The organism is Microbacterium abyssi (assembly GCF_015277895.1).
GTDB classification, from domain to species: domain Bacteria; phylum Actinomycetota; class Actinomycetes; order Actinomycetales; family Microbacteriaceae; genus Microbacterium; species Microbacterium abyssi.
On sequence record NZ_CP063815.1, the window covers coordinates 871883 to 895079 of the forward strand.

At 68.3% G+C, this 23197-nt stretch carries 24 protein-coding genes and 1 tRNA gene; 14 read left to right on the forward strand and 11 right to left on the reverse strand.

The window, feature by feature from the left end; all coding sequences use genetic code 11:
- The 5 genes from pstC to IM776_RS04320 form a co-directional block, all read right to left on the reverse strand.
- A complete protein-coding gene (gene pstC, locus IM776_RS04300; RefSeq protein WP_194421792.1) occupies positions 1-978 on the reverse strand; it encodes a phosphate ABC transporter permease subunit PstC in 978 nt (325 codons plus the stop codon).
- A gap of 114 nt (positions 979-1092) precedes the next feature.
- Entirely contained in the window at positions 1093-2196 is a 1104-nt protein-coding gene (locus IM776_RS04305) for a phosphate ABC transporter substrate-binding protein PstS (RefSeq protein WP_194421793.1), read from the reverse strand.
- A 131-nt stretch (positions 2197-2327) separates the two neighbouring features.
- Positions 2328-3293: an NUDIX hydrolase gene (locus tag IM776_RS04310; RefSeq protein ID WP_194421794.1), complete on the reverse strand. Its 966-nt coding sequence runs from the start codon at positions 3291-3293 to the stop codon at positions 2328-2330.
- A complete protein-coding gene (locus IM776_RS04315; RefSeq protein WP_194421795.1) occupies positions 3290-5455 on the reverse strand; it encodes an RNA degradosome polyphosphate kinase in 2166 nt (721 codons plus the stop codon). The genes IM776_RS04310 and IM776_RS04315 overlap by 4 nt, the downstream gene beginning before the upstream one ends.
- Positions 5456-5507: 52 nt before the next feature.
- Entirely contained in the window at positions 5508-6191 is a 684-nt protein-coding gene (locus IM776_RS04320; RefSeq protein ID WP_194421796.1) for a winged helix-turn-helix transcriptional regulator, read from the reverse strand.
- A gap of 136 nt (positions 6192-6327) precedes the next feature.
- Here IM776_RS04320 and IM776_RS04325 point away from each other — a divergent pair, with 136 nt between their 5' ends.
- The 3 genes from IM776_RS04325 to ygfZ all read left to right on the forward strand — a co-directional run bounded on the left by IM776_RS04325 (position 6328) and on the right by ygfZ (position 8521).
- The gene (locus IM776_RS04325; protein WP_194421797.1) at positions 6328-6618 is read left to right on the forward strand and encodes a hypothetical protein; all 291 of its coding nucleotides are present in this window, start codon (positions 6328-6330) and stop codon (positions 6616-6618) included.
- 181 nt (positions 6619-6799) lie between these two features.
- Positions 6800-7402: a heme-binding beta-barrel domain-containing protein gene (locus IM776_RS04330; protein ID WP_194421798.1), complete on the forward strand. Its 603-nt coding sequence runs from the start codon at positions 6800-6802 to the stop codon at positions 7400-7402.
- Between the two features lie 3 nt (positions 7403-7405).
- Entirely contained in the window at positions 7406-8521 is a 1116-nt protein-coding gene (ygfZ, locus tag IM776_RS04335; RefSeq protein ID WP_194421799.1) for a CAF17-like 4Fe-4S cluster assembly/insertion protein YgfZ, read from the forward strand.
- 19 nt (positions 8522-8540) lie between these two features.
- Here ygfZ and IM776_RS04340 read toward each other — a convergent pair whose 3' ends face one another.
- Positions 8541-9362 carry a class I SAM-dependent methyltransferase gene (locus IM776_RS04340; RefSeq protein ID WP_194421801.1) on the reverse strand — a complete coding sequence of 274 codons (822 nt, stop codon included), beginning with the start codon at positions 9360-9362 and terminating at the stop codon, positions 8541-8543.
- 33 nt (positions 9363-9395) lie between these two features.
- Here IM776_RS04340 and IM776_RS04345 point away from each other — a divergent pair, with 33 nt between their 5' ends.
- Positions 9396-10139, forward strand: a complete 744-nt coding sequence (locus IM776_RS04345) for a phosphoglyceromutase (protein ID WP_194421802.1) — start codon at positions 9396-9398, stop codon at positions 10137-10139.
- Positions 10140-10216: 77 nt separating this feature from the next.
- Here the strand turns inward: IM776_RS04345 and phoU are convergent, their stop codons facing one another.
- Complete coding sequence (gene phoU, locus IM776_RS04350) at positions 10217-10927, reverse strand: phosphate signaling complex protein PhoU (protein WP_194421803.1); 711 nt, start codon at positions 10925-10927, stop codon at positions 10217-10219.
- Positions 10928-11124: 197 nt separating this feature from the next.
- On the opposite strand from phoU, the gene IM776_RS04355 reads away from it, so the two are divergent.
- Together IM776_RS04355 and IM776_RS04360 are read left to right on the forward strand one after the other, a co-directional pair.
- Complete coding sequence (locus IM776_RS04355; RefSeq protein ID WP_194421804.1) at positions 11125-12345, forward strand: sensor histidine kinase; 1221 nt, start codon at positions 11125-11127, stop codon at positions 12343-12345.
- Positions 12342-13025: a response regulator transcription factor gene (locus tag IM776_RS04360; protein ID WP_194421805.1), complete on the forward strand. Its 684-nt coding sequence runs from the start codon at positions 12342-12344 to the stop codon at positions 13023-13025. The genes IM776_RS04355 and IM776_RS04360 overlap by 4 nt, the downstream gene beginning before the upstream one ends.
- A gap of 57 nt (positions 13026-13082) precedes the next feature.
- Here the strand turns inward: IM776_RS04360 and IM776_RS04365 are convergent, their stop codons facing one another.
- Positions 13083-13556: a DNA modification methylase gene (locus tag IM776_RS04365; protein WP_194421806.1), complete on the reverse strand. Its 474-nt coding sequence runs from the start codon at positions 13554-13556 to the stop codon at positions 13083-13085.
- A 132-nt stretch (positions 13557-13688) separates the two neighbouring features.
- Between IM776_RS04365 and IM776_RS04370 the strand changes: the two genes are divergently transcribed.
- From IM776_RS04370 to IM776_RS04395, 6 genes are read left to right on the forward strand one after another with little or no spacing between them, the layout of a single operon-like run.
- Positions 13689-14171 carry a CarD family transcriptional regulator gene (locus IM776_RS04370; protein WP_147039792.1) on the forward strand — a complete coding sequence of 161 codons (483 nt, stop codon included), beginning with the start codon at positions 13689-13691 and terminating at the stop codon, positions 14169-14171.
- 36 nt (positions 14172-14207) lie between these two features.
- A complete protein-coding gene (gene ispD, locus IM776_RS04375; RefSeq protein WP_194421807.1) occupies positions 14208-15407 on the forward strand; it encodes a 2-C-methyl-D-erythritol 4-phosphate cytidylyltransferase in 1200 nt (399 codons plus the stop codon).
- Positions 15408-15454: 47 nt separating this feature from the next.
- Positions 15455-15913 (forward strand): GNAT family N-acetyltransferase, encoded by a 459-nt coding sequence (locus IM776_RS04380; protein ID WP_194421808.1) that lies wholly within the window; start codon positions 15455-15457, stop codon positions 15911-15913.
- 58 nt (positions 15914-15971) lie between these two features.
- On the forward strand, positions 15972-17375 hold the full coding sequence (gene cysS / locus IM776_RS04385; RefSeq protein ID WP_194421809.1) for a cysteine--tRNA ligase: 1404 nt from the start codon (positions 15972-15974) through the stop codon (positions 17373-17375).
- A complete protein-coding gene (gene rlmB, locus IM776_RS04390) occupies positions 17368-18369 on the forward strand; it encodes a 23S rRNA (guanosine(2251)-2'-O)-methyltransferase RlmB (RefSeq protein ID WP_194421810.1) in 1002 nt (333 codons plus the stop codon). Before cysS ends, rlmB begins: the two co-directional genes overlap by 8 nt.
- A complete protein-coding gene (locus IM776_RS04395; protein WP_194421811.1) occupies positions 18366-19004 on the forward strand; it encodes an NAD(P)-dependent oxidoreductase in 639 nt (212 codons plus the stop codon). The genes rlmB and IM776_RS04395 overlap by 4 nt, the downstream gene beginning before the upstream one ends.
- 98 nt (positions 19005-19102) lie before the next feature.
- Here IM776_RS04395 and IM776_RS04400 read toward each other — a convergent pair whose 3' ends face one another.
- Positions 19103-20407 (reverse strand): DUF4032 domain-containing protein, encoded by a 1305-nt coding sequence (locus IM776_RS04400; RefSeq protein ID WP_194421812.1) that lies wholly within the window; start codon positions 20405-20407, stop codon positions 19103-19105.
- A gap of 67 nt (positions 20408-20474) precedes the next feature.
- Positions 20475-21578 carry an ABC transporter ATP-binding protein gene (locus IM776_RS04405; protein WP_194421813.1) on the reverse strand — a complete coding sequence of 368 codons (1104 nt, stop codon included), beginning with the start codon at positions 21576-21578 and terminating at the stop codon, positions 20475-20477.
- A 215-nt stretch (positions 21579-21793) separates the two neighbouring features.
- On the opposite strand from IM776_RS04405, the gene IM776_RS04410 reads away from it, so the two are divergent.
- Positions 21794-22738 carry a DsbA family protein gene (locus IM776_RS04410; protein WP_194421814.1) on the forward strand — a complete coding sequence of 315 codons (945 nt, stop codon included), beginning with the start codon at positions 21794-21796 and terminating at the stop codon, positions 22736-22738.
- 42 nt (positions 22739-22780) lie between these two features.
- A tRNA-Thr gene (locus tag IM776_RS04415) sits at positions 22781-22856 on the forward strand.
- 20 nt (positions 22857-22876) lie between these two features.
- Here the strand turns inward: IM776_RS04415 and IM776_RS04420 are convergent.
- Positions 22877-23176, reverse strand: coding sequence for a hypothetical protein (locus IM776_RS04420; protein WP_194421815.1), 300 nt, complete (start codon positions 23174-23176; stop codon positions 22877-22879).
- Positions 23177-23197: the final 21 nt, after the last annotated feature.

Consider the following 23197-nt stretch of genomic DNA (forward strand, 5'->3'; position numbering starts at 1 on the left):
TCAGTTCGCCCCCGAGAACTCAGCGCGCCGGGCGACGATCCAACGCGCCAACGCATTGACCGCGAAGGTCACGATGAACAGGATGAGGCCGGTCGCGACAAGCGTGTTGACTCCGGTGCCGTGTGCTTCGGGGAAGGCGAGCGCGATGTTCGCGGGAATCGGCGTGGGGTTCGTCGCGGTCAGCACCAGGAAGCTCACGACGGCGGATGGTGAGAGCACCATCGTGACGGCCATCGTCTCACCGAGGGCACGGCCGAGGGCTAGCATCGCCGCGGAGACCATCCCGCCGCGGGCGAAGGGCAGCACAGCCATGCGCACCATCTCCCAGCGGGTGGCGCCGAGAGCCAGAGCTGCCTCCTCGTGAAGCTTCGGCGTCTGCAGGAACACCTCGCGGCAGATCGCCGTCATGATCGGGATGCACATCACAGCGAGCACCAGGGCCGCGGTCATGATCGTCTTACCGGTCGAGGAGACCTGCCCCTGGAAGAAGGGGACCCAGTTGGCGTTCTCGTTCAACCACGCGTAGATCGGCTGCAGGAGCGGCGCGAGCACCAGCCCACCCCACAGGCCGAAGACTACCGAGGGGACCGCGGCGAGCAGATCGATGATGTAGCCGAGGAAAGAGGCGAGCCTGCGTGGCGCGTAATGGGAGATGAACAGCGCGATGCCGATAGAGATCGGGGCGGCGATGACCAGCGCCATGAAAGAGGCCCACAGCGTGCCGAACACGAGCGGCCAGACGTAGGTCCAGAATGACTCGCCGTTCAGGATGTGGTTGTCGCTCGTGTCGAGCTGGAACGCAGGGACGCTCTGGATGACGAGGAACGTGGCGACCGCAGCGAGCACGACGAGGATGACGATCCCGGCGCCGAGAGCCGTACCGGAGAAGACGCGGTCGCCCAGTCGTTGTTTCGCCTTGATCGGTGCGGGCGGCGCTTGCGGCGCCTGCTCGGTCTGTGCCTGTTCGGTCGTGGTCATGATCTCCCTGTTTCGGGCCGAGGAGTCGGGTGGAACGGTTTCTGACTCGTCGATGCCCCCGAGTCCGTCAGGACGCGAGGGCATCGACGTCAGAGATCAGCCATATGGCTGGTCTCAGCCGACCTGGATGAGGTCGATGGCGGCGTTGACCTTCTCGCGCAGGCCGTCCGAGATGGGCGCGTTTCCGGCGTTCTCGGCGGCGGCGTCCTGGCCCTCGGCGCTGGCCACGTAGGTGAAGTACTCCTTGACGAGTTCGGCGACGTTCGCGTCCTCGTACTGCTCGCAGCCGATCAGGTAGCTGACCAGGGCGATCGGGTAGGCGCCATCTGCGGCAGCAGCGGGATCGACATCGAACGCGAGGTCGCCCTCGCCACGGCCGTCCTCGAGCGATGCACCCTCGACGAGCTGCGATGCCGCCTCGGCTGAGTACGGGACGTACTCGCCACCTACGCCGACGTGCACCTGGCCGAGGTCGCCGACCTGGGAGGCGTCGGCGAAGCCGATCGCGCCGTTGCCCGCTGTGATGGCCTGGACGACGCCGGACGTGCCCTGAGCGGCTTCGCCGCCCTCGATGGGCCACTCGTCCGAGACCTCGTAGGTCCAGATCTCGGGAGCGGTCGCCGCGAGGTAATTGGTGAAGGTCTCCTGCGTGCCCGACGGGTCCGAGCGGTGGACCGGCGAGATCGCCAGGTCGGGGAGCGTGGCATCCGGGTTGAGCGTCGCGATCGCGGAGTCGTTCCAGTTGGTGATCGTGCCGGCGAAGATACTCGCGATGGTGGCGGCATCCAGGTTCAGCGTGTCGACGCCCTCGAGGTTGAACGCCACGGCGACCGGCGAGATGTACACGGGAATCTCGACGATGTCGTCAGTGGTGCAGGCGCCGAAACCACCGGCGGCGATCTCGTCGGCGTTGAACGCGCGGTCGGAGCCGATGAAGTTGCTGCCGCCCTCGAGGAAGTTCTCACGGCCTGTCCCGGAGCCGGTGGGCTCGTAGTTGATCGTCACATCGGGGTTGGCGGTCTGGAACCCGGCGACCCATGCCTCCTGCGCAGCAGTCTGCGAAGACGCGCCGGTGGCGTCGAGCGTGCCGGACAGAGTGGACGTGGTGGGCTCCTCGGAGGAGCCGCCGGCGCCGTCTTCGTTCGCGGCACAGCCGGCGAGAGCGAGAGCGGCGACGGCGCCGATGGCGCTGATTCGAGCGATTCGGGAGATCTTCACTGTGGATCCGTTCGATCGTGGATGGTTGAGGCCCGGTGCAGGGCACACAGTGACGCTAGGCGTGACGGTTAACGAGAGTCGCCCTCGCAGGTAAACGGCAGGTGAACGGGAGCCGTCCCCTTGGATGAGCGTCAGACCTTCGGGACGTGCGTCTCGATCGAGATGATTCCGGAGCCGGGATTGGTCGCTGACAGATGCACGACGGAGAATGCGGCGACCTCCAGCGCCGAGGCGCTGCCGAGATACGAGCCGTGCATCGTGCCGGTCGCGAGCGCGAGCTCGGACAGGATGCCGGGCAGCACGGGCCCATGGCTGCAGATGACCGCCGGCTTGCCGGAGCGCACGCGCTTGCCCACGACGGTTCTCACGTCGGACACGCCTTCCTCCCAGGCATCCTGGCCGACGAGCGCGGTCTCGACCGGTGTCCGTCCGAGGGCGTGCGCGAGCGGTGTGACGGTCTGCACGCACCGCACGGCATCGCTGGTGACGATCTTCCGGATGCCGAACGCGCGCAGTGGCGCGACGATCGCGCGCGCCTGCAGGAGCCCGCGCTCGGCGAGCGGACGCGTGGCATCCGATCGATCCCACTCGGTGCGCGACACGGCCTTCGCATGACGCAGCGCCACAATCGGGAAGGTGCGCAGCACTCCGTCGTCGACGAGTCTCTCGAACTCGTCGAGGATCTCCAGGTCGATGGGGTAGCTGAGGGTCTTGCGCGCCTTCTTCAGGCCCACCCACTCCAGGGCGGCGATCTCCTGATTTGGGACGAAAGCGGAGCGGCGGATCGCGTCTTCCGTGGCTTCGGCAGCCCAGTAGTGCACGACCTTCTGACGCTTCGCGCGCATGAAGTAGCGGCTGACGCCGACGGGAACGCCGAGATTCACCCGGATGCCGGTCTCCTCGTGGACCTCGCGCACTGCGGTCTGGGCGAGCATCTCACCCGGATCGACCTTTCCCTTGGGCAGGGTGACGTCGCGGTACTTGGTGCGGTGGATGAGGAGGATCCGCAGCTTGCCGTCGACGATTCGCCACACCACGGCGCCGGCGGCATAGACCGCCTTGTCGTCTCGCACGACCTCGACTGCCCCCTGCGTCATCTCACCGACCGCGAGCGTCGCCGGCGGCGGATCTGGTTCATGGTCCTATCCTGCAGATCCACGAGCGGCTTGCCTTCGGCATCGACGGAGTGTCGTTCCCATACGCCCCCGGCACCGAGATGCCAGCTGCTCGTCCCGTCGTTCATCGCCAGGTCGAAGAACTCGAGCAGCTCCTTGACGTGGCGTCCGTCCGTGACGCGCACCAGCGCCTCGACGCGGCGGTCGAGGTTACGGTGCATCATGTCGGCGCTGCCGATGAACACCTGAGGGTCGCCGTCGTTCTCGAACGCGAAGATCCGGGAATGCTCGAGATAGCGGCCCAGGATGCTGCGGACCGTGATGTTGTCGCTGATGCCGGGAAGGTCGGTCTTGATGCTGCAGATGCCGCGCACCCAGATGTCGACCTTCACACCTGCCCGGCTGGCGCGGTAGAGCGCGTCGATGATCTCCTCGTCGACCATCGAGTTCACCTTGATGCGGATGTGCGCCGGCTTACCGGCGTCGGCGTTCTTGCGCTCGTTGTCGATGTGGCGCAGCAGCCCCTTCCGCAGGTGCAGCGGGGCGACGAGGAGACGCTTGAACTTCTTCTCGATCGCGTAGCCGGAGAGCTCATTGAACAGCCGCGTGAGATCCTTGCCGACCTGCGCGTCCGCGGTGAACAGCCCGAAGTCCTCGTAGATGCGGCTGGTCTTCGGGTTGTAGTTACCGGTGCCGACGTGCGAGTAATGGCGCAGCTGGCCCTCCTCCTCACGGATCACGAGGGCGAGCTTGCAGTGCGTCTTCAGACCGACCAGGCCGTACACGACGTGCACACCGGCCTTTTCGAGCTTTCGCGCCCAGACGATGTTGTTCGCCTCGTCGAAGCGCGCCTTCACCTCGACCAGCGCGAGGACCTGCTTGCCCGCCTCCGCCGCGTCGATCAGCGCCTGCACGACAGGGCTGTCGCCGGAGGTGCGGTACAGGGTCTGCTTGATCGCGAGCACCTGCGGGTCTCGGGCGGCCTGCTCGAGGAACGCCTGCACGCTCGTGGCGAAGGACTCGTAGGGGTGGTGCACCAGAACGTCGTTCTTGCGGATCGCCGCGAAGATGTCGGCCCTGTTGCTCGAACCGGTCGGCTGGAACGCGACCGCGGTCGTGGGCAGGTGGGGCGGATAGCGCAGATCGGGGCGGTTCACCTTCGACAGGGAGAAGAGGCCGCGCAGGTCCAGCGGACTCGGCAGCCGGTACACCTCCTGATCGGTGATATCGAGCTCCTTGATGAGCAGGTCGAGCGTGACCTCGTCCATGTCATCGGCGATCTCGAGACGGATCGGCGGACCGAATCGCCTTCGCAGCAGCTCGGCCTCGAGCGCCTGGATGAGGTTCTCGCTCTCGTCCTCCTCGATCTCTACGTCTTCGTTGCGAGTGAGGCGGAACGCATGATGATCGAGCACCTCCATGCCGGGGAAGAGGTCGTTCAGGTGGTTCGAGATCAGATCCTCGAGCGGCAGGTAGCGCGCGATCTCGCTCGTGCCGGGCACCTCGACGAGCCTCGGCAGCATCGGCGGCACCTTCAGCCGCGCGAACTCCTGCCTACCGGTGCGGGCGTTGCGGATGCGGATCGCGAGATTCAGCGAGAGGCCGGAGATGTAGGGGAAGGGGTGCGCGGGGTCGACCGCGAGCGGCATGAGCACGGGGAACACGTGCAACTGGAAGTACTCGGTGAGAGCGGCCTGCTCCGGTTCACCGAGCCGATCCCAGTCGGTGATCTCGATGCCGGCGTCCGCGAGCGCGGGACGGACCAGGTCGGTCCACGCCTGCGCATGTCGCAGCTGCAGGGCGTGCGCCTCGCGCGAGATGTCGGCGAGCACGTCCGACGGAGCGCGACCCACGTTGGTCGGCACGGCGAGGCCGGTGACGATGCGGCGTTTGAGGCCGGCCACGCGGACCATGAAGAACTCGTCGAGGTTGCTGGCGAAGATCGCCAGGAAGTTCGAGCGCTCCAGTTCCGGCAGTGTCGGGTCCTCCGCCAGCTCGAGCACGCGCTGGTTGAACGCCAGCCAGCTGATCTCCCTGTCGTGATACCGGTGATCCGGCAGCAGCGAGTCGGGCGCCTCGACGGCGTCGAAGTCGTCGTCCTCTGCATCGCCCAGGCCGGCGTCGGTGATTGCGGCATCGATCATGGAGTACATCTTCGCACCGCCGGATGACGCGTGCATGAACGGCTGAGGAGCGTCAGCGCTCCACTGCGGCGAGCTGCTCGTCGTCGTAGACGTTGAACCGGTACCCGACGTTGCGCACGGTGCCGATGATCTGCTCCTGGTCGCCGAGCTTGGCGCGCAGGCGTCGCACGTGCACGTCGACCGTGCGCGTGCCGCCGAAGTAGTCGTAGCCCCAGACCTCGCTGAGCAGCTGCTCGCGGGTGAACACACGAGAGGGGTGCGTCGCCAGGAAGTGCAGCAGCTGAAACTCCTTGTACGTCAGATCCAGCGGACGGCCGTGCAGCTTCGCCGAATACGACTGCTCGTCGATCGTGATCCCGGATGCCTGCACCCGAGCGGGCGCGGCGGTCGATTCGGCGCGCGCGATGGCCAGACGGATCCGCGCGTCGGTCTCGGCCGGACCCGCGTCGGAGAGGAGGACGTCGTCGATTCCCCACTCGCCGGACACGGCGGTCATGCCGCCCTCGGTCACGACGAGCAGGAGCGGGGAATCCTGTCCGGTGGTGCGCAGCAGTTTGCACAGCGACTTCGCGCCGGCGAGGTCGAACCGCGCGTCGATGATGACGATGTCGCACTCAGGGGCCGTGACCAGCTGGGCGGGTTCCGCGGGGATCTGACGCACCTGGTGGCTGAGGAGCTCCAGCGCGGGCAGCACCTGCTCCGAGGGGGCCGGGGTCAGAACCAGGATCGATGCCACACGCATTCCTTCCGGGCGTCGGGGTCGTCCGCCCTGAGCGGCGTCCAGGGCGCCGTGGGGCAATGATACCGAGCGCGACGCGAGTGCTGCGACGTCGCAGAGGACAGGCGCCTGTCGGATGCGTAACAATGGAGGCATGTCCGAACCGGCTCTGGCACCTCGCAACGCGCTCGTCGGCGTCGGCATCGTCTGGGCCGCGGCGCTGGTCGCGTCCATCGCGATCGGACTGTTCGTCCCCGAGGACTGGCGGTTGCCGTGGTTGCTCGTCGGCGTCGGCACTGCAGTGCTCGTGTCGTTCGCACTGCAGCTCTGGTACGGGCAGACCAAGGGCTTCATCTTCCGGGTCGCGGTGAGCGCGATCGGCGCCCTGCTGCTGTTCGGGGTCGTTTCGGCCGGCTTCGGGCTCGCCGCACTCATCCCGGCCTGACGGCTCGCGCTCCCTGCGAAAGGCCGGGGTAGAGTGGTGCCATGGACCTCGTCGCACTCGAATTCTTCTTCATCGGTCTGCTCGGCCTCGCGAGTCTTGCGATCGCGTTCGTCGCCGGCACGGTGCTGTGGAACCTCTTCCGCGGCCAGCGCTGACCCGAGTGCGCTGACGGCATAGCACCATGCTCGAGCTCCCCACCGACCTCCCGGCCGATCTCGCACCGCTGAGCTGGCTCATCGGCGTGTGGGAGGGCACCGGCGTCATCGAGTACACCGCCGGAGACCACCGTTTCCAAGGCGAGTTCACGCATCGCGTGAGCTTCAGCCATGACGGTGCCGGCTATCTGAACTACGCCGCGACCGGCTGGATGGCCGCCGCGGAGGGCGAGGCATCCATCCCGCTCGTCGCTGAGACGGGATTCTGGCGGCTGTCGCGCCCCGCCACGGCATCCGACCCCGGACCGGCACTGCTGCCGCCCACCGGGCCGGCTGTGGAGCGCACGGTCGACGACGTCGAGGAACTGCGCGCGGCATCCGGCGGCTTCGCGATCGAGGTCTCGCTCGCGCACTCCGACGGCGCGCTGGAGCTCTACCTCGGAGAGATCAACGGCCCGCGGATCGACATCGCGACCGATGCGATCGTGCGCGGCGCAGGAGGCAAGTCTTACGGGGCGGCGAGCCGCATGTACGGGCTGGTCGACGGACACCTGCTGTGGGCTTGGGACATCGCGGCGCTCGGTGCGGAGATGGCGTCGCACGCCTCCGCGCGCCTGGCCCGGGTCTGACCCATGTCTGCTTTCAGGGATGGGTTCGCAGCGCGGCCGGGCACGGTCGTCGACGACGGCATGATCTCCCACTTCGGTGACCCGATGCGCGAACAGCGCGCGCTCTCCGCCGGCAGCGCCGCGGCGCCCCTCGGAGACCGCACCGTGATCGAGGTCGCGGGGGAGGACCGCCTGAACTGGCTGGACTCCATCACCTCACAGGCGGTCTCGGGACTCCGGGCCGGTGACAGCACCGAGCTGCTCGTCCTCGATCCTCAGGGCCGCGTCGAGCATGCCGCGGGCGTGTTCGAGGACGGCGCGTCGGTCTGGCTCATCGCGGACGCTGCCGATGCCGAACCGCTCGCCACCTGGTTGCAGCGCATGGTCTTCCGCTCGCGCGTGACCGTCGCCGTGCGGACGGATCTGCAGCTGGTCGGGTTCTTCGCGGGTGGGGATGCCGAGGTCGCGGTGCGCGCGATCGCCGCCGCACCGCACGGGATGCCGCTGGTGTGGGCCGATCCGTGGACCGCCGTCCAGGCGGGCGGGTACCAGTACTCGCACGTCGCCGATCATCCATCTGCCGACTACGCATGGCGGGTCGCGATCGTCGAGGCGGATGCCGCAGCTCCCGCCGATCTCGAAGTCGCCGGCCTCCTCGCCGCAGAGGCGCTGCGCGTCGCGGCCTGGCGGCCCCGCTGGTCCGGCGAAGTCGATGAGCGCTCGCTGCCGCACGAGTCGGACTGGATCCGCAGCGCGGTGCACCTGAGCAAGGGCTGCTACCGCGGCCAGGAGACCGTCGCGAAGGTGCACAACCTCGGGCACCCGCCGCGGCGGCTCGCCGCGCTGCACCTCGACGGGAGCGACGACGTGCTGCCGCCCGCCGGTGCGACCGTGTTCGCCGGTGACGACGAGGTGGGTCATGTCACCTCGGTGGCGCGCCACTTCGAGGATGGGCCGATCGCGCTGGCGATCCTGTCGCGCAGGGCCCCCATCGGTGACCTGACCGTGCGCGCCGAGGGCATCGACATCGCGGCCGCGCAGCAGGTGATCGTCCCGGCGGATGCCGGCGCCACAGCCGACGTGCCGCGCCTGACGCGGCTCTCCCGGCGTCCCGCCGGGCAGGATCCTCGCAAGGCATAGGCCATCGCGAGGCACGGGCCTATCGCGGGGCGACTGCCTCCCACGGGACCGTGAGCTCGCCCAATCGCCACCGCCCACGGTTGCCGAGAACAGGGTGACCCTGCTCCTTCAGTGCCGTGACCGCGGCGAGGAAGCGCTGCGTCGCACCGAACGTCGACAGCGGTGCAGCGCGGTCCCACTCGCGATCCAGCGCCACCAGCAGATCGTGGATGCCTTCGCCGCGAACATTGCGGTGGATGAGCGCCTTCGGCAGCCGCTCCGCGACGATGCTCGGTCGCTCCAGCTCGGCCAGGCGCAGCGAGATGGTGAAGCGCACCGGCGCGCCGGTCGGCGCCACATCAACCCAGCTCGCGATGCGGCCGATCTCGTCACAGGTGCCTTCGAACAGCATTCCGGCGGGAGGCAGGCGCGCTGCCATCGACCGCCACGCCTCAGGGACGTCCTCCTCGTCGTACTGGCGCAGCACATTCATCGCGCGGATCACGGCGGGCTGCCGGTCGCCGGAGAGGGGAACCTCGAAGCCGCCACGGGCGAACGACACGGGGAGGTCGGGCGCGAACGCCGTGCGGCCCGCACGCACCGCGTCGAGCTGTGCGCGGGCGGCGGCCACGCGCTCCGGATCGAGCTCGAAGCCGATCACCTGGACGTCGCGGCGGACCTTCATGAGCCGCGCGGCGAGCTCGAGGGCGGTCACCCCGCTCGCGCCGTAGCCGAGATCGATGACCAGCGGATCGACCGCGTCGCGAAACGCGTCGCTCGCCGCGATCCAGCGGTCGTTGCGGCGCAGTCGATTCGTCCCCGTGGTGCCCCTGGTGGGGCGGCCGAGAGGGGATGACGCCATGGCCCCATTGTCCCATCGTCCTAGACTGGGATCATGACCCGCACTCTCATCCTGCTCCGCCACGGCCAGAGCGAGTGGAACGAACTGAACCTCTTCACCGGCTGGGTGGACGTCCGCCTCACGGAGCAGGGCAGGGCAGAAGCACGCCGCGGCGGCGAGCTGCTCGCCGAATCGGGCCTGCTGCCCGATGTGCTGCACACCTCGCTGCTCAGCCGCGCGATCCAGACCGCCGACATCGCCCTGGACTCCGCCGACCGGCTGTGGATCCCGGTCAAGCGCACCTGGCGCCTCAACGAGCGCCACTACGGTGCCCTGCAGGGCAAGGACAAGGCCCAGACGCTCGAGGAGTTCGGTCCCGAGCAGTTCCAGCTGTGGCGTCGTTCGTTCGACGTGCCGCCGCCGCTGCTCGACGACGACAGCGAGTTCAGCCAGGTGAACGACCCCCGTTACGTCGGCATCGACGGCGAGGTGCCCCGCACCGAATCTCTGAAGATCGTCATCGACCGGATGCTGCCGTACTGGGAGAACGAGATCATCCCGGACCTCGAGGCCGGTAAGACGGTGCTCGTCGCTGCGCACGGCAATTCGCTGCGCGGTCTCGTCAAGCACCTCGACGGCATCAGCGACGCCGACATCGCCGGACTCAACATCCCCACCGGCATCCCGCTGGTCTACGACCTCGATGACGACAACCTGCCCACCGGGCCCGGCCGCTACCTCGACCCCGAGGCCGCGGCCGCCGGCGCCGCCGCGGTCGCATCGCAGGGCAAGAAGTAGCGCCGAGCCCCGTTTCACGCTGAGACCCCCGCCTGCTGACGTCAGCAGGCGGGGGTCTCGGCGGTAAGGCGGGGGTCTCAAAGCTGGTCTGTGGCGCGAAGAGCCTCGTCGTGCGCCTCGGCCGCGAGGGCGATGTCCTCTTCGCCGGCAGCCCAGTCGCCGGTCGCGAGGTAGACGACCTTCTTCGCGACGGCGACGGCGTGGTCGGCGAACCGCTCGTGGTAGCGGCTGGCCAGGGTCGCATCGACGGTCGCGGTCGGCTCGCCCTTCCAGTTGTCGCTGAGGACCTTCTCGAAGACCTTGGCGTGCAGTTCGTCGATCTCGTCGTCCGCGTTGCGGATGACGTCGGCCAGCCGCAGGTCCTGCGTCCGGAGCAGTTCCGACAGCGTGCGTGCGACCTCGACATCGCGCTCGCCCATCTTCGAGAAAGTGCCCTTCAGGCCCTTCGGGATGGCGCGCTCGGGGAAGCGGAGGCGCGCGAGCTGCGCGATGTGCTCTGCCATGTCGCCCATGCGCTCCAGCGAGGCGCTGACGCGGAGGGCGAACACGACGATGCGCAGGTCGCGTGCGACCGGCTGCTGGCGGGCGAGGACCTCGATGGCGAGCTCGTCGAGGCTGATGGTCAACTCGTCGATGTGGGCGTCGTCGGCGATCACCTCTTCGGCCAGGGCCACGTCACTGTTCGCGAAGGCGCGAGTGGCCTTGTCGATGGCCACCGCGACGAGGTCGGTGATCTCCACGAGACGGGCCTGGATGTCCTCGAGGGACTGATGGAAGACTTCGCGCATGAGCGTCGCAACCTTTCGTTCGGGGCTCGGGCCGTTCGGCCCGCCGATGGTGGCGCAGCACTGTTCGCACGCCCACCGAGATTGTGTTCGCCGAAGGTTAACGAACGGTGCCGGATAGGTGAATACTACTTCTTCGGCGTCGGTGAAGCCCCGGATCCCGGCGTAAGAGGAGGTGAACGAGCCCTACGCTGTAGATCATGACCCCGCCGAACACCGCGCTCATCGCCCTGGCCGTCGGCCTGGTGATCGGCATCGGTCTCTCGGCGATCATCGCATGGGCTTACCGCGCTCGCGCGCGCGTCGTGGAGGCCGCATCGTCGGTCGTTCCGCAAGGCACAGCCGACGTCCTCGACAGCATGGACGATGCGGCGTGCGTCGTCGACGCATCCGGACTGGTGCTGGCGATCTCGAATCCCGCCGCGCGTTTCGGCATCGGCGTCGGCTCGACCCTCGACAACCAGGAGCTGCGGCAGCTGGTACGGACCGTGCGCTCGACAGGTGCGTCAGCCACCGAGACCATGCGCATCACCCGGTCGGGAGTCAGTCTCAGCCCGCGCCTGGTCTCCGCACGGGCGAGCGCGCTGGGCGGGCAGCTCACCCTGCTTATCATCCGCGACGTGACCGAGCAGGAGCGGCTGGACCAGGTGCGCCGCGACTTCGTCGCCAACACCAGTCACGAGCTCAAGACGCCGGTCGGGGCGGTGAGCCTCCTCGCCGAGGCCATCGAGTCCGCCGCCGATGATCCGGCGCAGGTGCGGATCTTCGCCTCGCGCATCTCCGCGGAGGCCGCCCGCCTCGGGCAGCTCACGGGCAGGATCATGAGCCTGTCCCGGTTGCAGGCGTCCGACGGCATCACCGATTTCGACACCGTCGCGATGGATGAGGTGGTCGCATCCTCCATCGAGGGTCACACCGTGCAGGCGGATTCCGCCGGCGTCGAACTCGTCCGGGGCGGCGATCGGGGAGCGTACGTGCGCGGCGACGCCCAGATCCTCATCGAGGCGGTGGGGAACCTCATCGCGAACGCCATCGTGTACTCCCCGAAGGGCTCGCGTGTCGGTGTCGGAATCAAGATCGACGCGGACACCGTCGAGATCGCCGTGTCGGACCAGGGCATCGGGATCACCGAGGCTGACCGCGATCGCATCTTCGAGCGCTTCTACCGTGCGGACGAGGCGCGATCCCGTCGCACCGGAGGCACCGGACTCGGACTGTCGATCGTCAAGCACGCGACGCAGCGGCACGGCGGCGAGGTGCGGGTGTGGTCGCGGCCCGGTCGCGGATCGACCTTCACGATGGTGCTCCCGCGCATCGACGCGCCGGCGCCGGAGACAGCCAAGAAGATCAAGAAGAAGCGCGCGCGGAAGGCCGCCAAGGCCACCGACCCCACGCGCGTCCGAAACGGAGAGAACGCATGACCCGTATCCTTCTCGTCGAGGACGAGCCCGACCTCGCGGATCCGCTCGCATATCTGCTACGCCGCGAAGGCTACGAAGTGGAGATCGCCGAGGACGGACCTGGCGCGTTGACGGCGTTCCGCGAGCGGGGTGCCGACATCGTTCTGCTGGACCTCATGCTCCCGGGGATGCCGGGAACCGAGGTGTGTCGCCAGATCCGTTCGAGCTCGGCTGTGCCGATCATCATGCTCACCGCGAAGGACTCCGAGGTGGACATCGTCGTGGGGCTCGAACTCGGGGCCGACGACTACATAACCAAGCCCTACTCGTCGCGCGAACTCCTCGCCCGCATGCGCGCGGTGCTGCGCCGGATCGTTCAGGCCGACAGCGACCTGGACGAGCGCGTGCTCGAGGGTGGTCGCGTCGCACTCGACATCGACCGCCACACGGTCACGGTCGGAGGCTCCGAGATCAACATGCCGTTGAAGGAGTTCGAACTGCTCGAGGTCCTGATGCGCAACTCCGGCCGGGTGCTGACCCGGGGGCAGCTCATCGACCGTGTGTGGGGCAGCGACTACTTCGGCGATACCAAGACGCTGGACGTGCACATCAAGCGCATCCGCTCGCGGATCGAGGAGAACCCGGGTGAGCCTGTCATGCTCGTGACCGTCCGAGGCCTCGGCTATCGCTTCGAGGGCTGACAGACGAAGAAGAGGCCGGCATCCTGATGGATGCCGGCCTCTTCTGATGCAGGGAGGTCAGTCCTCTTCGGGGACGAGGTCCGAGTAGTAGGGGAGGGTGCCGTCCAGGACCGGGATCTCGGCCGTGGCGCCGGTCGCGTCACCGGACTGGAAGTACACCTCGATCGTGGCACCGGGCATGGTGTCCAGGTCGTCGATGCGCAACGGCTCGGCGTCTGCGCCGAGGCTCAGAGTGTCACCGGGACCGACCCGGACCGTCAGCGGATCGATGCCCTCGATCTCGACCGTGAGGACCTCTGCCCGATCGGCCGAGTTCACGATCGCGGCGACGAGGTTGCCCGTGGAGCCGTCTTCCGTCGCGATGATCATCGCATTGCGGACCAGGAGAGGGCCTTCGGAGTCGGTGACGTTCACGCCATCGGACGCCGAGTACTTGACCTCGGTCGACTGCGGGGTGATGAACGTGCATCCGGTCGCACCGAGCAGAACGAGGGCGCTGACGGCGGCTGACGCAACAAGGCGCGATTTCACGGATCCTCCTGGAGCTGTGGGACGTCCTGTCCATTCTATGGGTATCGACCAGGCTCGCAGGGACGATGCGGAGGCAAACCTTAGCGCATGTCGCCTGTGGTATTCTGGAGGTTGCCGAAAGGACACGATTTTATGCTTTTTGAGGTTGGCGAGACGGTCGTCTATCCGCACCATGGGGCCGCGACGATCATCGAGGTCAAGGATCGCGTCATCAAGGGCGAGACGAAGAAATATCTGAAGCTCAACGTCACGCAGGGCGACCTGATCATCGAGGTTCCTGCTGAGAACGTCGACCTGGTCGGCGTGCGCGATGTGATCGGCCAGGAGGGTCTGGATCACGTCTTCGAGGTGCTTCGCGCACCGTTCACCGAAGAGCCCACGAACTGGTCCCGTCGCTACAAGGCGAATCTTGAGAAGCTCGCCTCCGGCGATGTGATCAAGGTCAGCGAGGTCGTCCGCGACCTGTGGCGTCGCGATCAGGACCGCGGTCTCTCCGCGGGGGAGAAGCGCATGCTCGCCAAGGCGCGCCAGATCCTCATCTCCGAGCTCGCGCTCGCTGAGAAGTGCGACGAGGAGAAGGCCGGCGCGCTGCTCGACGAGGTTCTGGCTTCCTGAGGACAGACGCGAGCTGCGCCTCGCTAGGGTGAGAGCGTGACTCTCATTCCGGTGCCGACGACGGCGATCATCGTCGTCGCGGCCGGTTCGGGCACGCGCCTCGGCGCGACAGCACCGAAGGCCTTCGTCGGCATCGACGAGCGCTCTGTGCTGCGCCATGCGCTCGACGGCGTCTTCGCGGCGTCGCCGGCGCAGGTGATCGTCGTCGCGCCCGCGGGGCACGAGGGGGATGCCGAGAGCGAGCTTCTCGCGGCAGCTGGTGACCGCAGCGACCTGGGGCGGGTCGTCGTCGGAGGCGAGACCAGGCAGCAGTCGGTCGCCGCAGGTCTGCGCGCACTGTGGGGAGACATCACGACGGTGCTCGTGCACGATGCGGCGCGGGCCCTGACGCCGCCCGCCCAGATCGCCGCCGTCGCGGATGCCGTGACCTCCGACACCGGCGTCATCCCCGTGCTGCCGGTGATCGACACGATCAAGCGCGTGGACGAGGAGCACATCGTCGCCGCAGTGGACCGTTCGGAGCTTGCCGCAGCCCAGACACCACAGGGCTTCCCGCGTGCGCTGCTCGAGAACGCTTACGCGCGGGTCGAGGGTGTCGAGTACACCGACGATGCCGCGCTGTTCGCTGCAGCAGGCCACCCCGTCCGTCACATCACCGGATCCGCGCGGGCGTTCAAGATCACGACCGCCGATGACCTCGAACGCGCGCGACGGCTGCTGAACGACATGCCTCAGACCGTGCGCCCTCGTGCCCACCACTACATCCCGCGCATCGGGATCGGCACAGACGTCCACGCGTTCGGCGGGGACGGCAGCCTGTGGCTCGCCGGGCTGGAATGGCCTGAGGAGCCCGCGCTGTCCGGGCACTCAGACGGGGATGCCGTCGCCCATGCCATCGTCGACGCGCTCCTGGGAGCAGCGGGGCTCGGCGACATCGGCCAGCACTTCGGCACGTCGCATCCCGAATACGCCGGCGCGCACGCCGATGTGTTCCTCTCCCGCACGCGCGACCTGCTGGGCGAGGCCGGCTACGTGATCGGCAACGTCTCGGTGCAGTTCCAGGGCAACCGTCCCCGGTTCAGCAGCCGGCGCGCCGAGGCTGAGAAGATGCTTTCGGCGGCGCTCGGCGGCGCAGCGGTTTCGGTGTCCGCGACCACCACGGACGGCCTGGGATTCACCGGCCGAGGCGAGGGCATCGCCGTCACGGCCGTCGCCCTGCTGCTGCCGCAGTTCTGAGCGCCCGGCGTCATTCCGCCGAAACATGCGCGTGCGAGCATTGGCCCATGTGGCAGTTCCGCGATGACGATCTGACCGGCGTGCATACTCGCGCGTTCGTATCGGACCATCTCGCGCAGATGCAGGCTCAGTCGCCGGCCGAGAGCGTGCACGCCCTGGACGTGGATGCGCTGCGCGCACCGGATATCCGGTTCGTCACCGCATGGCGCGACGACCAGGTGTGCGGCATGGGCGCGTTCCGCCGGATGGAGGATCACGCCGCCGAGGTGAAGTCGATGCGGGTCGCCGAAGCTGTCCGCGGGCTCGGCCTCGGACGATTGCTGCTGCGCCACCTGATCGACAGGGCGCGCAGCGAGGGCATCAGCGTCCTGTGGCTCGAGACCGGATCGTCGGCGGACTTCCGCTCGGCCCGTGGGCTGTACCTCTCCGAGGGGTTCGTCCCGTGCGATCCGTTCGGCTCATATCGGGAGGACCCGGAGTCGGTCTTCTTCCGCCGCGACATCTGATGGCCTGCGACCGGACTCACACGGGATTCCCGCTGGTGCCGCCGGGTACGCTGGAGCAGTGACACTCCGCCTCTACGACACCCGCGCACAGCAGCTGCGCGATTTCGTGCCTCTCGACCCCGAGAACATCACGATGTACGTGTGCGGACCCACGGTGCAGTCGGGCCCGCACATCGGGCACGTCCGCGCGGCGCTGAGCTTCGACATCCTGCGCCGCTGGCTTGAATACCGCTTCGGCCGGGTTACGTTCGTGCGCAATGTCACGGATATCGACGACAAGGTGCTCGCGAACGCCACGGCCACCGAGCCGTGGTGGGCGCTGGCCTACCGCATGGAGCAGGAGTTCACCGCCGCCTACACCGGCGTCGGCATCCTGCCTCCGACGTACGAGCCGCGCGCGACGGCATCCGTCCCGCAGATGCAGGAGCTCATCGCGACGCTCATCGAGCGCGGACACGCATACCCCGCGACGGATGGATCGGGAGACGTCTACTTCGACGTGCGCTCCTGGCCCGAGTACGGCGCGCTCACGCATCAGCAGGTCGACGCCATGGAGGCCGCCGAGGACGCGGATCCGCGCGGCAAGCGCAACCCGCAGGACTTCGCGCTGTGGAAGGGCGGCAAGCCCGGCGAGCCGGCGGATGCCAGGTGGTCGTCGCCGTGGGGCGCAGGACGCCCCGGCTGGCATATCGAGTGCTCTGCGATGGCGAAGCGCTACCTGGGTGCCGAGTTCGACATCCACGGCGGCGGCCTGGACCTGCGCTTCCCGCACCACGAGAACGAGCTCGCCCAGTCGACCGCCGCAGGCGACGGCTTCGCCCGCTACTGGGTGCACAACGGGCTGGTGACCGTTGACGGGCAGAAGATGTCCAAGTCGTTCGGTAACTTCACGCTCGCAGCCGACGTGATCGGCGAGCACGACCCCCTGGTCGTGCGCTACGCGCTCGCCGCGGCGCACTACCGTTCCAGCCTCGACCTCACGGAGTCGTCGTGGGCCGAGGCTGAGGCCGCGCTCGGACGCATCGAGACCTTCCGCCAGCGCGTGCTGCGCGCGACGGATGCCGATCCCGCCGTGCGCGCACCGGGCGATGTCCCGGAGGCGTTCCGCACGGCGATGGACGACGACCTCGGGGTGCCGCAGGCGCTCGCGGCCGTGCACGAGGCGGTGCGTGCGGGCAACTCCGCACTGGATGCCGGCGACACGGCGGCAGCGGTCTCCGCCGCTCGCGCACTCGCGGCAATGCTCGACGTACTCGGGCTGGACGGCCCGGTGACCGCCGTCGGCGGTGGAGCCGAGGCATCCGCTCTCGACGCCCTTGTGCAGGCGATGATCACACAGCGCGCACAGGCGCGGGCTGACAAGGACTGGGCCGCGGCGGATCGCATCAGGGATGCGATCGCCGCTGCAGGAATCACGCTGGAGGACACTCCGGCCGGAACTCATTGGAGTATTGATGGCTAAGCCAGGACGCCCCGGAGCGGGCAACAGCAAGAAGAAGGGCGCTCTCAAGGGCACCGGCGGACTCGGCCGCAAGTCGCTCGAGGGCCGTGGACCGACGCCGAAGGCCGAGGATCGCGCCTGGCACGTCGCAGGCAAGCGCAAGGCCGCGAACGAGCGCTACGCCGCCGCGGGCGGCAAGGGACGCCCTGGTGGGCGACCGAGCACGGCCAGCAACCCGAACCGCTCGCCCAAGTCCAAGGCGGGCGACGACACCGAGAACGTGACGGGTCGCAACTCCGTGCTGGAGGCGCTGCGCGCCAAGATCCCGGCGACGGCGTTCTACATCGCCCAGCGCGTGGAGATGGACGACCGTGTGAAGGAGATGCTGTCGATCGCGACGCACCGCGGCATCCCGGTGCTCGAGGTCACCCGCCAGGAGCTCGACCGCATGGCCGGCTTCGACGGCGTGCACCAGGGCGTCGCGCTGAAGGTCCCGCCGTACGAGTACGCGCATCCGCAGGATCTGCTGGAGCAGGTCATCGACCGGGGCGAGACGCCCCTGTTCGTGGCGCTCGACGGCATCACCGACCCGCGCAACCTCGGTGCGATCATCCGTTCCACGGCAGCCTTCGGCGGGCACGGGATCATCCTGCCGCAGCGACGCTCGGCCGGCGTGAACTCCGCCGCGTGGAAGACCAGCGCGGGAGCAGCGGCGCGCATCCCCGTGGCGATGGCGACGAACCTGACCACGCAGCTGAAGGAGTTCAAGAAGCAGGGCGTCTTCGTGATCGGCCTCGACGGCGACGGCGACGTCTCCCTTCCGGAGCTGGCCCTCGCCGACCGCCCCGTCGTGATCGTCGTCGGTTCCGAGGGCAAGGGGCTCTCGCGTCTGGTCACGGAGAACTGCGATCAGATCGTCTCCATCCCGATCTCGGCCGCGACCGAGTCGCTGAACGCGGGTATCGCGGCATCCGTCGCGCTGTACCAGGTGGCCACCGTGCGGGGGCAGGCATGACCCGCATCGCCGTCATCGGAGGCACCGGCTACGCCGGATCGAACATCGTCGCAGAGGCCGTGTCCCGCGGCCACTCGGTGATCTCGATCGCCCGCTCGATTCCCACCGAGCGCGTCGAGGGGGCGGTGTACCTCGAGGGCAACATCCTCGACGTTCCGAGCCTGCTCGAGCAGATCGATGAGGCGGATGTCGTCATCCAGGCGCTCTCGCCCCGCGGCGATATGGTCGGCAAGGTGCGCCCCGCGACGGCCGAACTGTTCGCCGCGCTTCCCGAGAACGTGCGCCTCGGCGTCGTCGGCGGTGCCGGCGGCAGCCTCGTCGCGCCCGACGGCCCGCGCCTGGTGGATGCCGGATTCCCGGAGGAGTTCAAGGCGGAGGCGCTCGAGGCGATCGGCGTGCTGGAGGACCTCCGGGCCGACACCAGCGGCCGGGACTGGTTCTTCGTCCACCCCGCCGGCGGCTTCGGCAACTGGGCGCCCGGTGAGCGCACCGGCAGCTACCGCGACGGAGGCCCCGTACTGGTCACCGACGACAACGGCGACTCGTACATCTCGGGCCGCGATCTCGGTGCCGCCTTCGTCGACGAGATCGAGAACCCGAAGCACCACCGCGAGAACTTCGCCGTCGGCTACTGATTCCCACGCCCACTCAGGTCATCGCTACGCGCTGTCCTGAGCCTCGGGGGCGCGTGGCCCCTCGACGGCAGCAGTTCGCGCGCTCAATGACGGCCTGATCACACGAGGTCGCGCCAGTCGATCCCATCGGTGTCGTCCGACACGGGCAGAGTGCCGGTGACCACCGGCAGGCTCATCGTCTCGGTCGGCGGGCCCATGATGGTCGCCTCGTCACGGCGATGACGCAGTACGTCGTTGATGTACGAGGTCAGCACCTCGGCCAGGGGGATCGACCGCCCATTCGCCTGTGACAGGTACCACCGGTGCTCCAGCACCTGATGGAAGACCTCTGCGGGCTCCAGCTTCGCGCGCAGCTCGTACGGGATCGCGCGCACGACCGGCTCGAACACCCGGGTGAGCCATTCGTGCGCGTACATCTCCTCGTCGGCCCATTCCTTCTTCGAACGGGCGCGGAACTCGTCCAGGTCGTTCAGCAGCCGACGTGCCTGGTTCTCCTCGACGTCGAGCCCGGTCAGCCGGATGAGGCGGCGCTGGTGATGGCCCGCATCGACGACCTTCGGCTGGATCTGCACGACGGTGCCGTCGATGGTCGTCGTCATCGACATCTCGTCGATGTCGAAGCCGAGGGCGTTCAGGCGCTCGACGCGTTCGGTGATGCGCCAGGTCTCGTTGGCCGAGAAGGACTCCTCGGCGGTCAGCGCCGCCCACAGCGAGTGGTATGAGGAGACGATGCCGTCGGCGACGGCGACGGCATCCACGCCGTGCTCGAGCCGCCCGCCGGCGGCGAGGTCCATGATCTCGCCGGCGATGTTCGTGCGGGCGAGGTCCAGGTCGTAAAGGCGCTGCCCCTCGGTGAGGCCCTCCTCGTGCAGCTCGCCGGTCTCGGCATCCACCAGGTAGGCGGCGAAGGCGCCGGCGTCACGGCGGAACAGCGTGTTCGACAGCGACACGTCGCCCCAGTAGAAGCCCACGTTGTGCAGGCGGACCAGCAGCAGCGCCAGCGCGTCGACGAGGCGCGTGGCGGTGTCGGGGCGCAGCACCCGTGTGAACAGCGCCCGGTACGGCATCGAGAACCGCAGATGCGCGGTCACCAGCACCGCCGGCAGCGCCGTGCCCTCGGCATCCGTGCGTCCGGCGATGACCGCCACCCGATCCACGCACGGCACGTCGAGGCGGGCGAGGTTGCCGAGCATGTCGTACTCCCGCTGCGCCATCTCGGCCGTCGTCTCCTTGACGGCGACGACGCGGCCGGACAGATCGGCGAAGCGCACCAGGTGACGGGAGAGTCCCTTCGGCAGGGACACGATGCGCTCGGAGGGCCACTTCGCCAGCGGCGTCGACCACGGCAGCGCGAGCAGTTCGGGGTTGACCTTGCTGGCGGTGATGCGAAGTGCGTTCTGCATGATGCCCCTCGGGAACGACGCGGCGCGGGCGACCAGATGGTCAGCCCGCGCCGCGCGATGGAACTTATCAGGCCGAGACGACCGGCTTGTCGTTCAGTCGAACGCCCGACTCGATGTCGAACGCGTGGACGTGTCCGGCGTTCGCCGCGAGGGTGACGGTCTCGCCGGCGTTCGGGTGGCTGCGGCCATCGACGCGCGCGACGATGTCGGTGCGCTTGCCGTTGATGTCGGTGTGGCCGTAGAGGTAGCCGTCTGCACCGAGCTCTTCGACGAGGTCGACCGTCACGGAGAGGCCCTTGCCATCGGCCGGTCCCACCGTGATGTCCTCGGGGCGAACGCCGACCGTGACCTGGCTGCCGTTCGCACGGCCGACCGTGTCGCGGTCGAGCGGCACGACCTCGGTGCCGAACTGCACGCCGCCCTCGGCGAGGTCTGCCGAGAACAGGTTCATCGCAGGCGAGCCGATGAAGCCGGCGACGAACACGTTCTCAGGCTTCTCGTACAGGTCGCGTGGCGTACCGACCTGCTGCAGGAGGCCGTCCTTGAGCACCGCGATGCGGTCGCCCATGGTCAGCGCCTCGGTCTGGTCGTGGGTGACGTAGACCGTGGTGACGCCGAGGCGACGCTGCAGCGACGCGATCTGCGTGCGGGTCTGCACGCGGAGCTTGGCGTCGAGGTTCGACAGCGGCTCGTCCATGAGGAACACCTGCGGCTGGCGGACGATGGCGCGGCCCATCGCGACACGCTGACGCTGACCACCCGAGAGGGCCTTCGGCTTGCGGGTGAGGTACTCCTCGAGGTCGAGGAGCTTGGCGGCCTCGAGCACGCGAGCGGCACGCTCCTCCTTGCCGATGCCGGCGATCTTGAGCGCGAAGCCCATGTTCTCGGCGACGGTCATGTGCGGGTACAGCGCGTAGTTCTGGAAGACCATCGCGATGTCGCGGTCCTTCGGCGGGACGTCGGTGACGTCGCGGTCGCCGATGAGGATGCGACCCTCGTTGACCTCTTCGAGGCCGGCGAGCATGCGCAGGGAGGTCGACTTTCCGCAGCCGGAAGGGCCGACCAGGACGAGGAACTCGCCGTCGGCGACCTCGAGATTCAGCTTGTCGACGGCGGGGCGGGTTCCGCCGGGATACAGCCGAGTGGCGTCGTCGAACGTTACAGATGCCATTGTTTCTCCTTCACCGGCAGGTACGTGCCGGACGATCCGTTGTGATGGAAGCGGTGAGGATACCCCTCGCCGTGGCCCGCCATCGGGCCGGTTTCAGTATGGCACGAACGAGACCGCCTGGGTATTTCCCAGCCTGGCTCGTTAACATCGAACGTGGTCCTGCTTCTTCAGCGGACACCGGGGAGCCCGTCCCCACCAGACTTTCAAGAGGAACGATGTCGAGCGACGAAACGCCGAATGTCCCCTCCGCTCGCAATTCCCGTGAGGCGGTTCGGGAGAAGGCCCAGCAGGTGCACGCCAAGCAGTCGAGGGCGCGCATCATGCGACGCGTCATCATCGGCGCCGTCGCCATCATCGCCGTCGGCGCCATCGGCACTGCCGTGACGCTCGCGGTCACGTCCAGCGTGTCCGAGCCGGCTCTGGATCCGCAGGGTCTCGAGGGCGACGGCATCGTGGTGAACAGCATCTCCGAGGGCGACGTGGCGACCGTGCCCTCGACCCCCGCGCCCGACGAGTCCGGTGCCGGAACCGAGGAGCCGTCTGAGCCGACACCGGCTCCGACGGCGGCACCGGCGGCGGACGTGCATGTCTACGTCGACTACCTCTCGCCGGGATCCGGCGAGTTCGAGCGGGCGAACAGCCGACAGCTCGCCGGGTGGATCAACGAGAGCGCGGCCACCGTGACCTATCACCCGGTGTCCATGCTCACCGCGAGCTCCAACGGCACCAAGTACTCGCTGCGTTCCGCTGCCGCGGCAGCGTGCGTCGCCACGCACTCACCGGACAAGTTCTACGCGTACAACCACGAACTGCTCGTCGACCAGCCCGACGTCGACAGCAGCGGTCGCAGCGACATCGAACTGGCCGATCTCGCCGTCGCGGTCGGCGTGGACACCCCGAAGGTCGTCCGCTCCTGCATCGAGGGCCAGGACTTCGTCACGTGGGCGAAGGAGGCCACCTCCCGTGCTCTCGCCGGTCCACTCGACGGCTCGGATGATCTCGTGCTCACCAGTGCGCCGATGATCGTCGTCAACGGCGAGGTGTATGTCGGTGCACTCGACGACCCGGCCGAGTTCTCACAGTTCGTGCTGACCGTCGCCAGTGAGACCGAGGCGACTCCCACGCCGACGCCGACGGCCACCGAGACCCCGGCGCCGTAGTTTCCGTCGCGTCCTCGCGGCTCGCTAAGCTGTAGGACGTTCGCCGACTTAGCTCAGCTGGTAGAGCACCTGTCTTGTAAACAGGATGTCACGGGTTCGAATCCCGTAGTCGGCTCCACTCAGGCGTCCACCGCATCATCAGGCGCTGCCCGGCTTCCTTCCGCGCCGCGGCCGGTTGTGCCATGCCTCGATCGCCTCTGGGGTGAGGTCGTCGCGATCCCACAGGTAGCCCGAGACGTTGCCGATCGGATCGATGAACGAGTCACTGGCTGCGGAGGCCTCACCGGCATCCCGGCGACGCATCGTCTGCCGCAGCGACACTGGCGTGACGCCGAGGAGCGCTGCGACTTCGTCGATCGTCGCGTAGCGGGCGGCGAACCGCGGCTCCGTGGTGCCGTCGCGCAGCGCGCGCGGACGCGGCTTCTTCTGGTCGGTCATGCGCGCCTTCCTGTCGTGCGC

Excerpts from the sequence above, each read along its gene's own strand:
- IM776_RS04400 (WP_194421812.1), bottom strand. The coding sequence starts at position 20,407 with ATGCAGAACGCACTTCGCATCACCGCCAGCAAGGTCAACCCCGAACTG.
- IM776_RS04330 (WP_194421798.1), top strand. The coding sequence starts at position 6,800 with ATGCTCGAGCTCCCCACCGACCTCCCGGCCGATCTCGCACCGCTGAGC.
- pstC (WP_194421792.1), bottom strand. The coding sequence starts at position 978 with ATGACCACGACCGAACAGGCACAGACCGAGCAGGCGCCGCAAGCGCCG.
- IM776_RS04325 (WP_194421797.1), top strand. The coding sequence starts at position 6,328 with ATGTCCGAACCGGCTCTGGCACCTCGCAACGCGCTCGTCGGCGTCGGC.
- rlmB (WP_194421810.1), top strand. The coding sequence starts at position 17,368 with ATGGCTAAGCCAGGACGCCCCGGAGCGGGCAACAGCAAGAAGAAGGGC.
- phoU (WP_194421803.1), bottom strand. The coding sequence starts at position 10,927 with ATGCGCGAAGTCTTCCATCAGTCCCTCGAGGACATCCAGGCCCGTCTC.
- IM776_RS04340 (WP_194421801.1), bottom strand. The coding sequence starts at position 9,362 with ATGGCGTCATCCCCTCTCGGCCGCCCCACCAGGGGCACCACGGGGACG.
- ygfZ (WP_194421799.1), top strand. The coding sequence starts at position 7,406 with ATGTCTGCTTTCAGGGATGGGTTCGCAGCGCGGCCGGGCACGGTCGTC.
- IM776_RS04360 (WP_194421805.1), top strand. The coding sequence starts at position 12,342 with ATGACCCGTATCCTTCTCGTCGAGGACGAGCCCGACCTCGCGGATCCG.
- IM776_RS04345 (WP_194421802.1), top strand. The coding sequence starts at position 9,396 with ATGACCCGCACTCTCATCCTGCTCCGCCACGGCCAGAGCGAGTGGAAC.
- IM776_RS04370 (WP_147039792.1), top strand. The coding sequence starts at position 13,689 with ATGCTTTTTGAGGTTGGCGAGACGGTCGTCTATCCGCACCATGGGGCC.
- IM776_RS04315 (WP_194421795.1), bottom strand. The coding sequence starts at position 5,455 with ATGATCGATGCCGCAATCACCGACGCCGGCCTGGGCGATGCAGAGGAC.
- IM776_RS04380 (WP_194421808.1), top strand. The coding sequence starts at position 15,455 with ATGTGGCAGTTCCGCGATGACGATCTGACCGGCGTGCATACTCGCGCG.
- IM776_RS04410 (WP_194421814.1), top strand. The coding sequence starts at position 21,794 with ATGTCGAGCGACGAAACGCCGAATGTCCCCTCCGCTCGCAATTCCCGT.
- IM776_RS04355 (WP_194421804.1), top strand. The coding sequence starts at position 11,125 with ATGACCCCGCCGAACACCGCGCTCATCGCCCTGGCCGTCGGCCTGGTG.
- IM776_RS04420 (WP_194421815.1), bottom strand. The coding sequence starts at position 23,176 with ATGACCGACCAGAAGAAGCCGCGTCCGCGCGCGCTGCGCGACGGCACC.
- IM776_RS04310 (WP_194421794.1), bottom strand. The coding sequence starts at position 3,293 with ATGACGCAGGGGGCAGTCGAGGTCGTGCGAGACGACAAGGCGGTCTAT.
- IM776_RS04395 (WP_194421811.1), top strand. The coding sequence starts at position 18,366 with ATGACCCGCATCGCCGTCATCGGAGGCACCGGCTACGCCGGATCGAAC.
- IM776_RS04405 (WP_194421813.1), bottom strand. The coding sequence starts at position 21,578 with ATGGCATCTGTAACGTTCGACGACGCCACTCGGCTGTATCCCGGCGGA.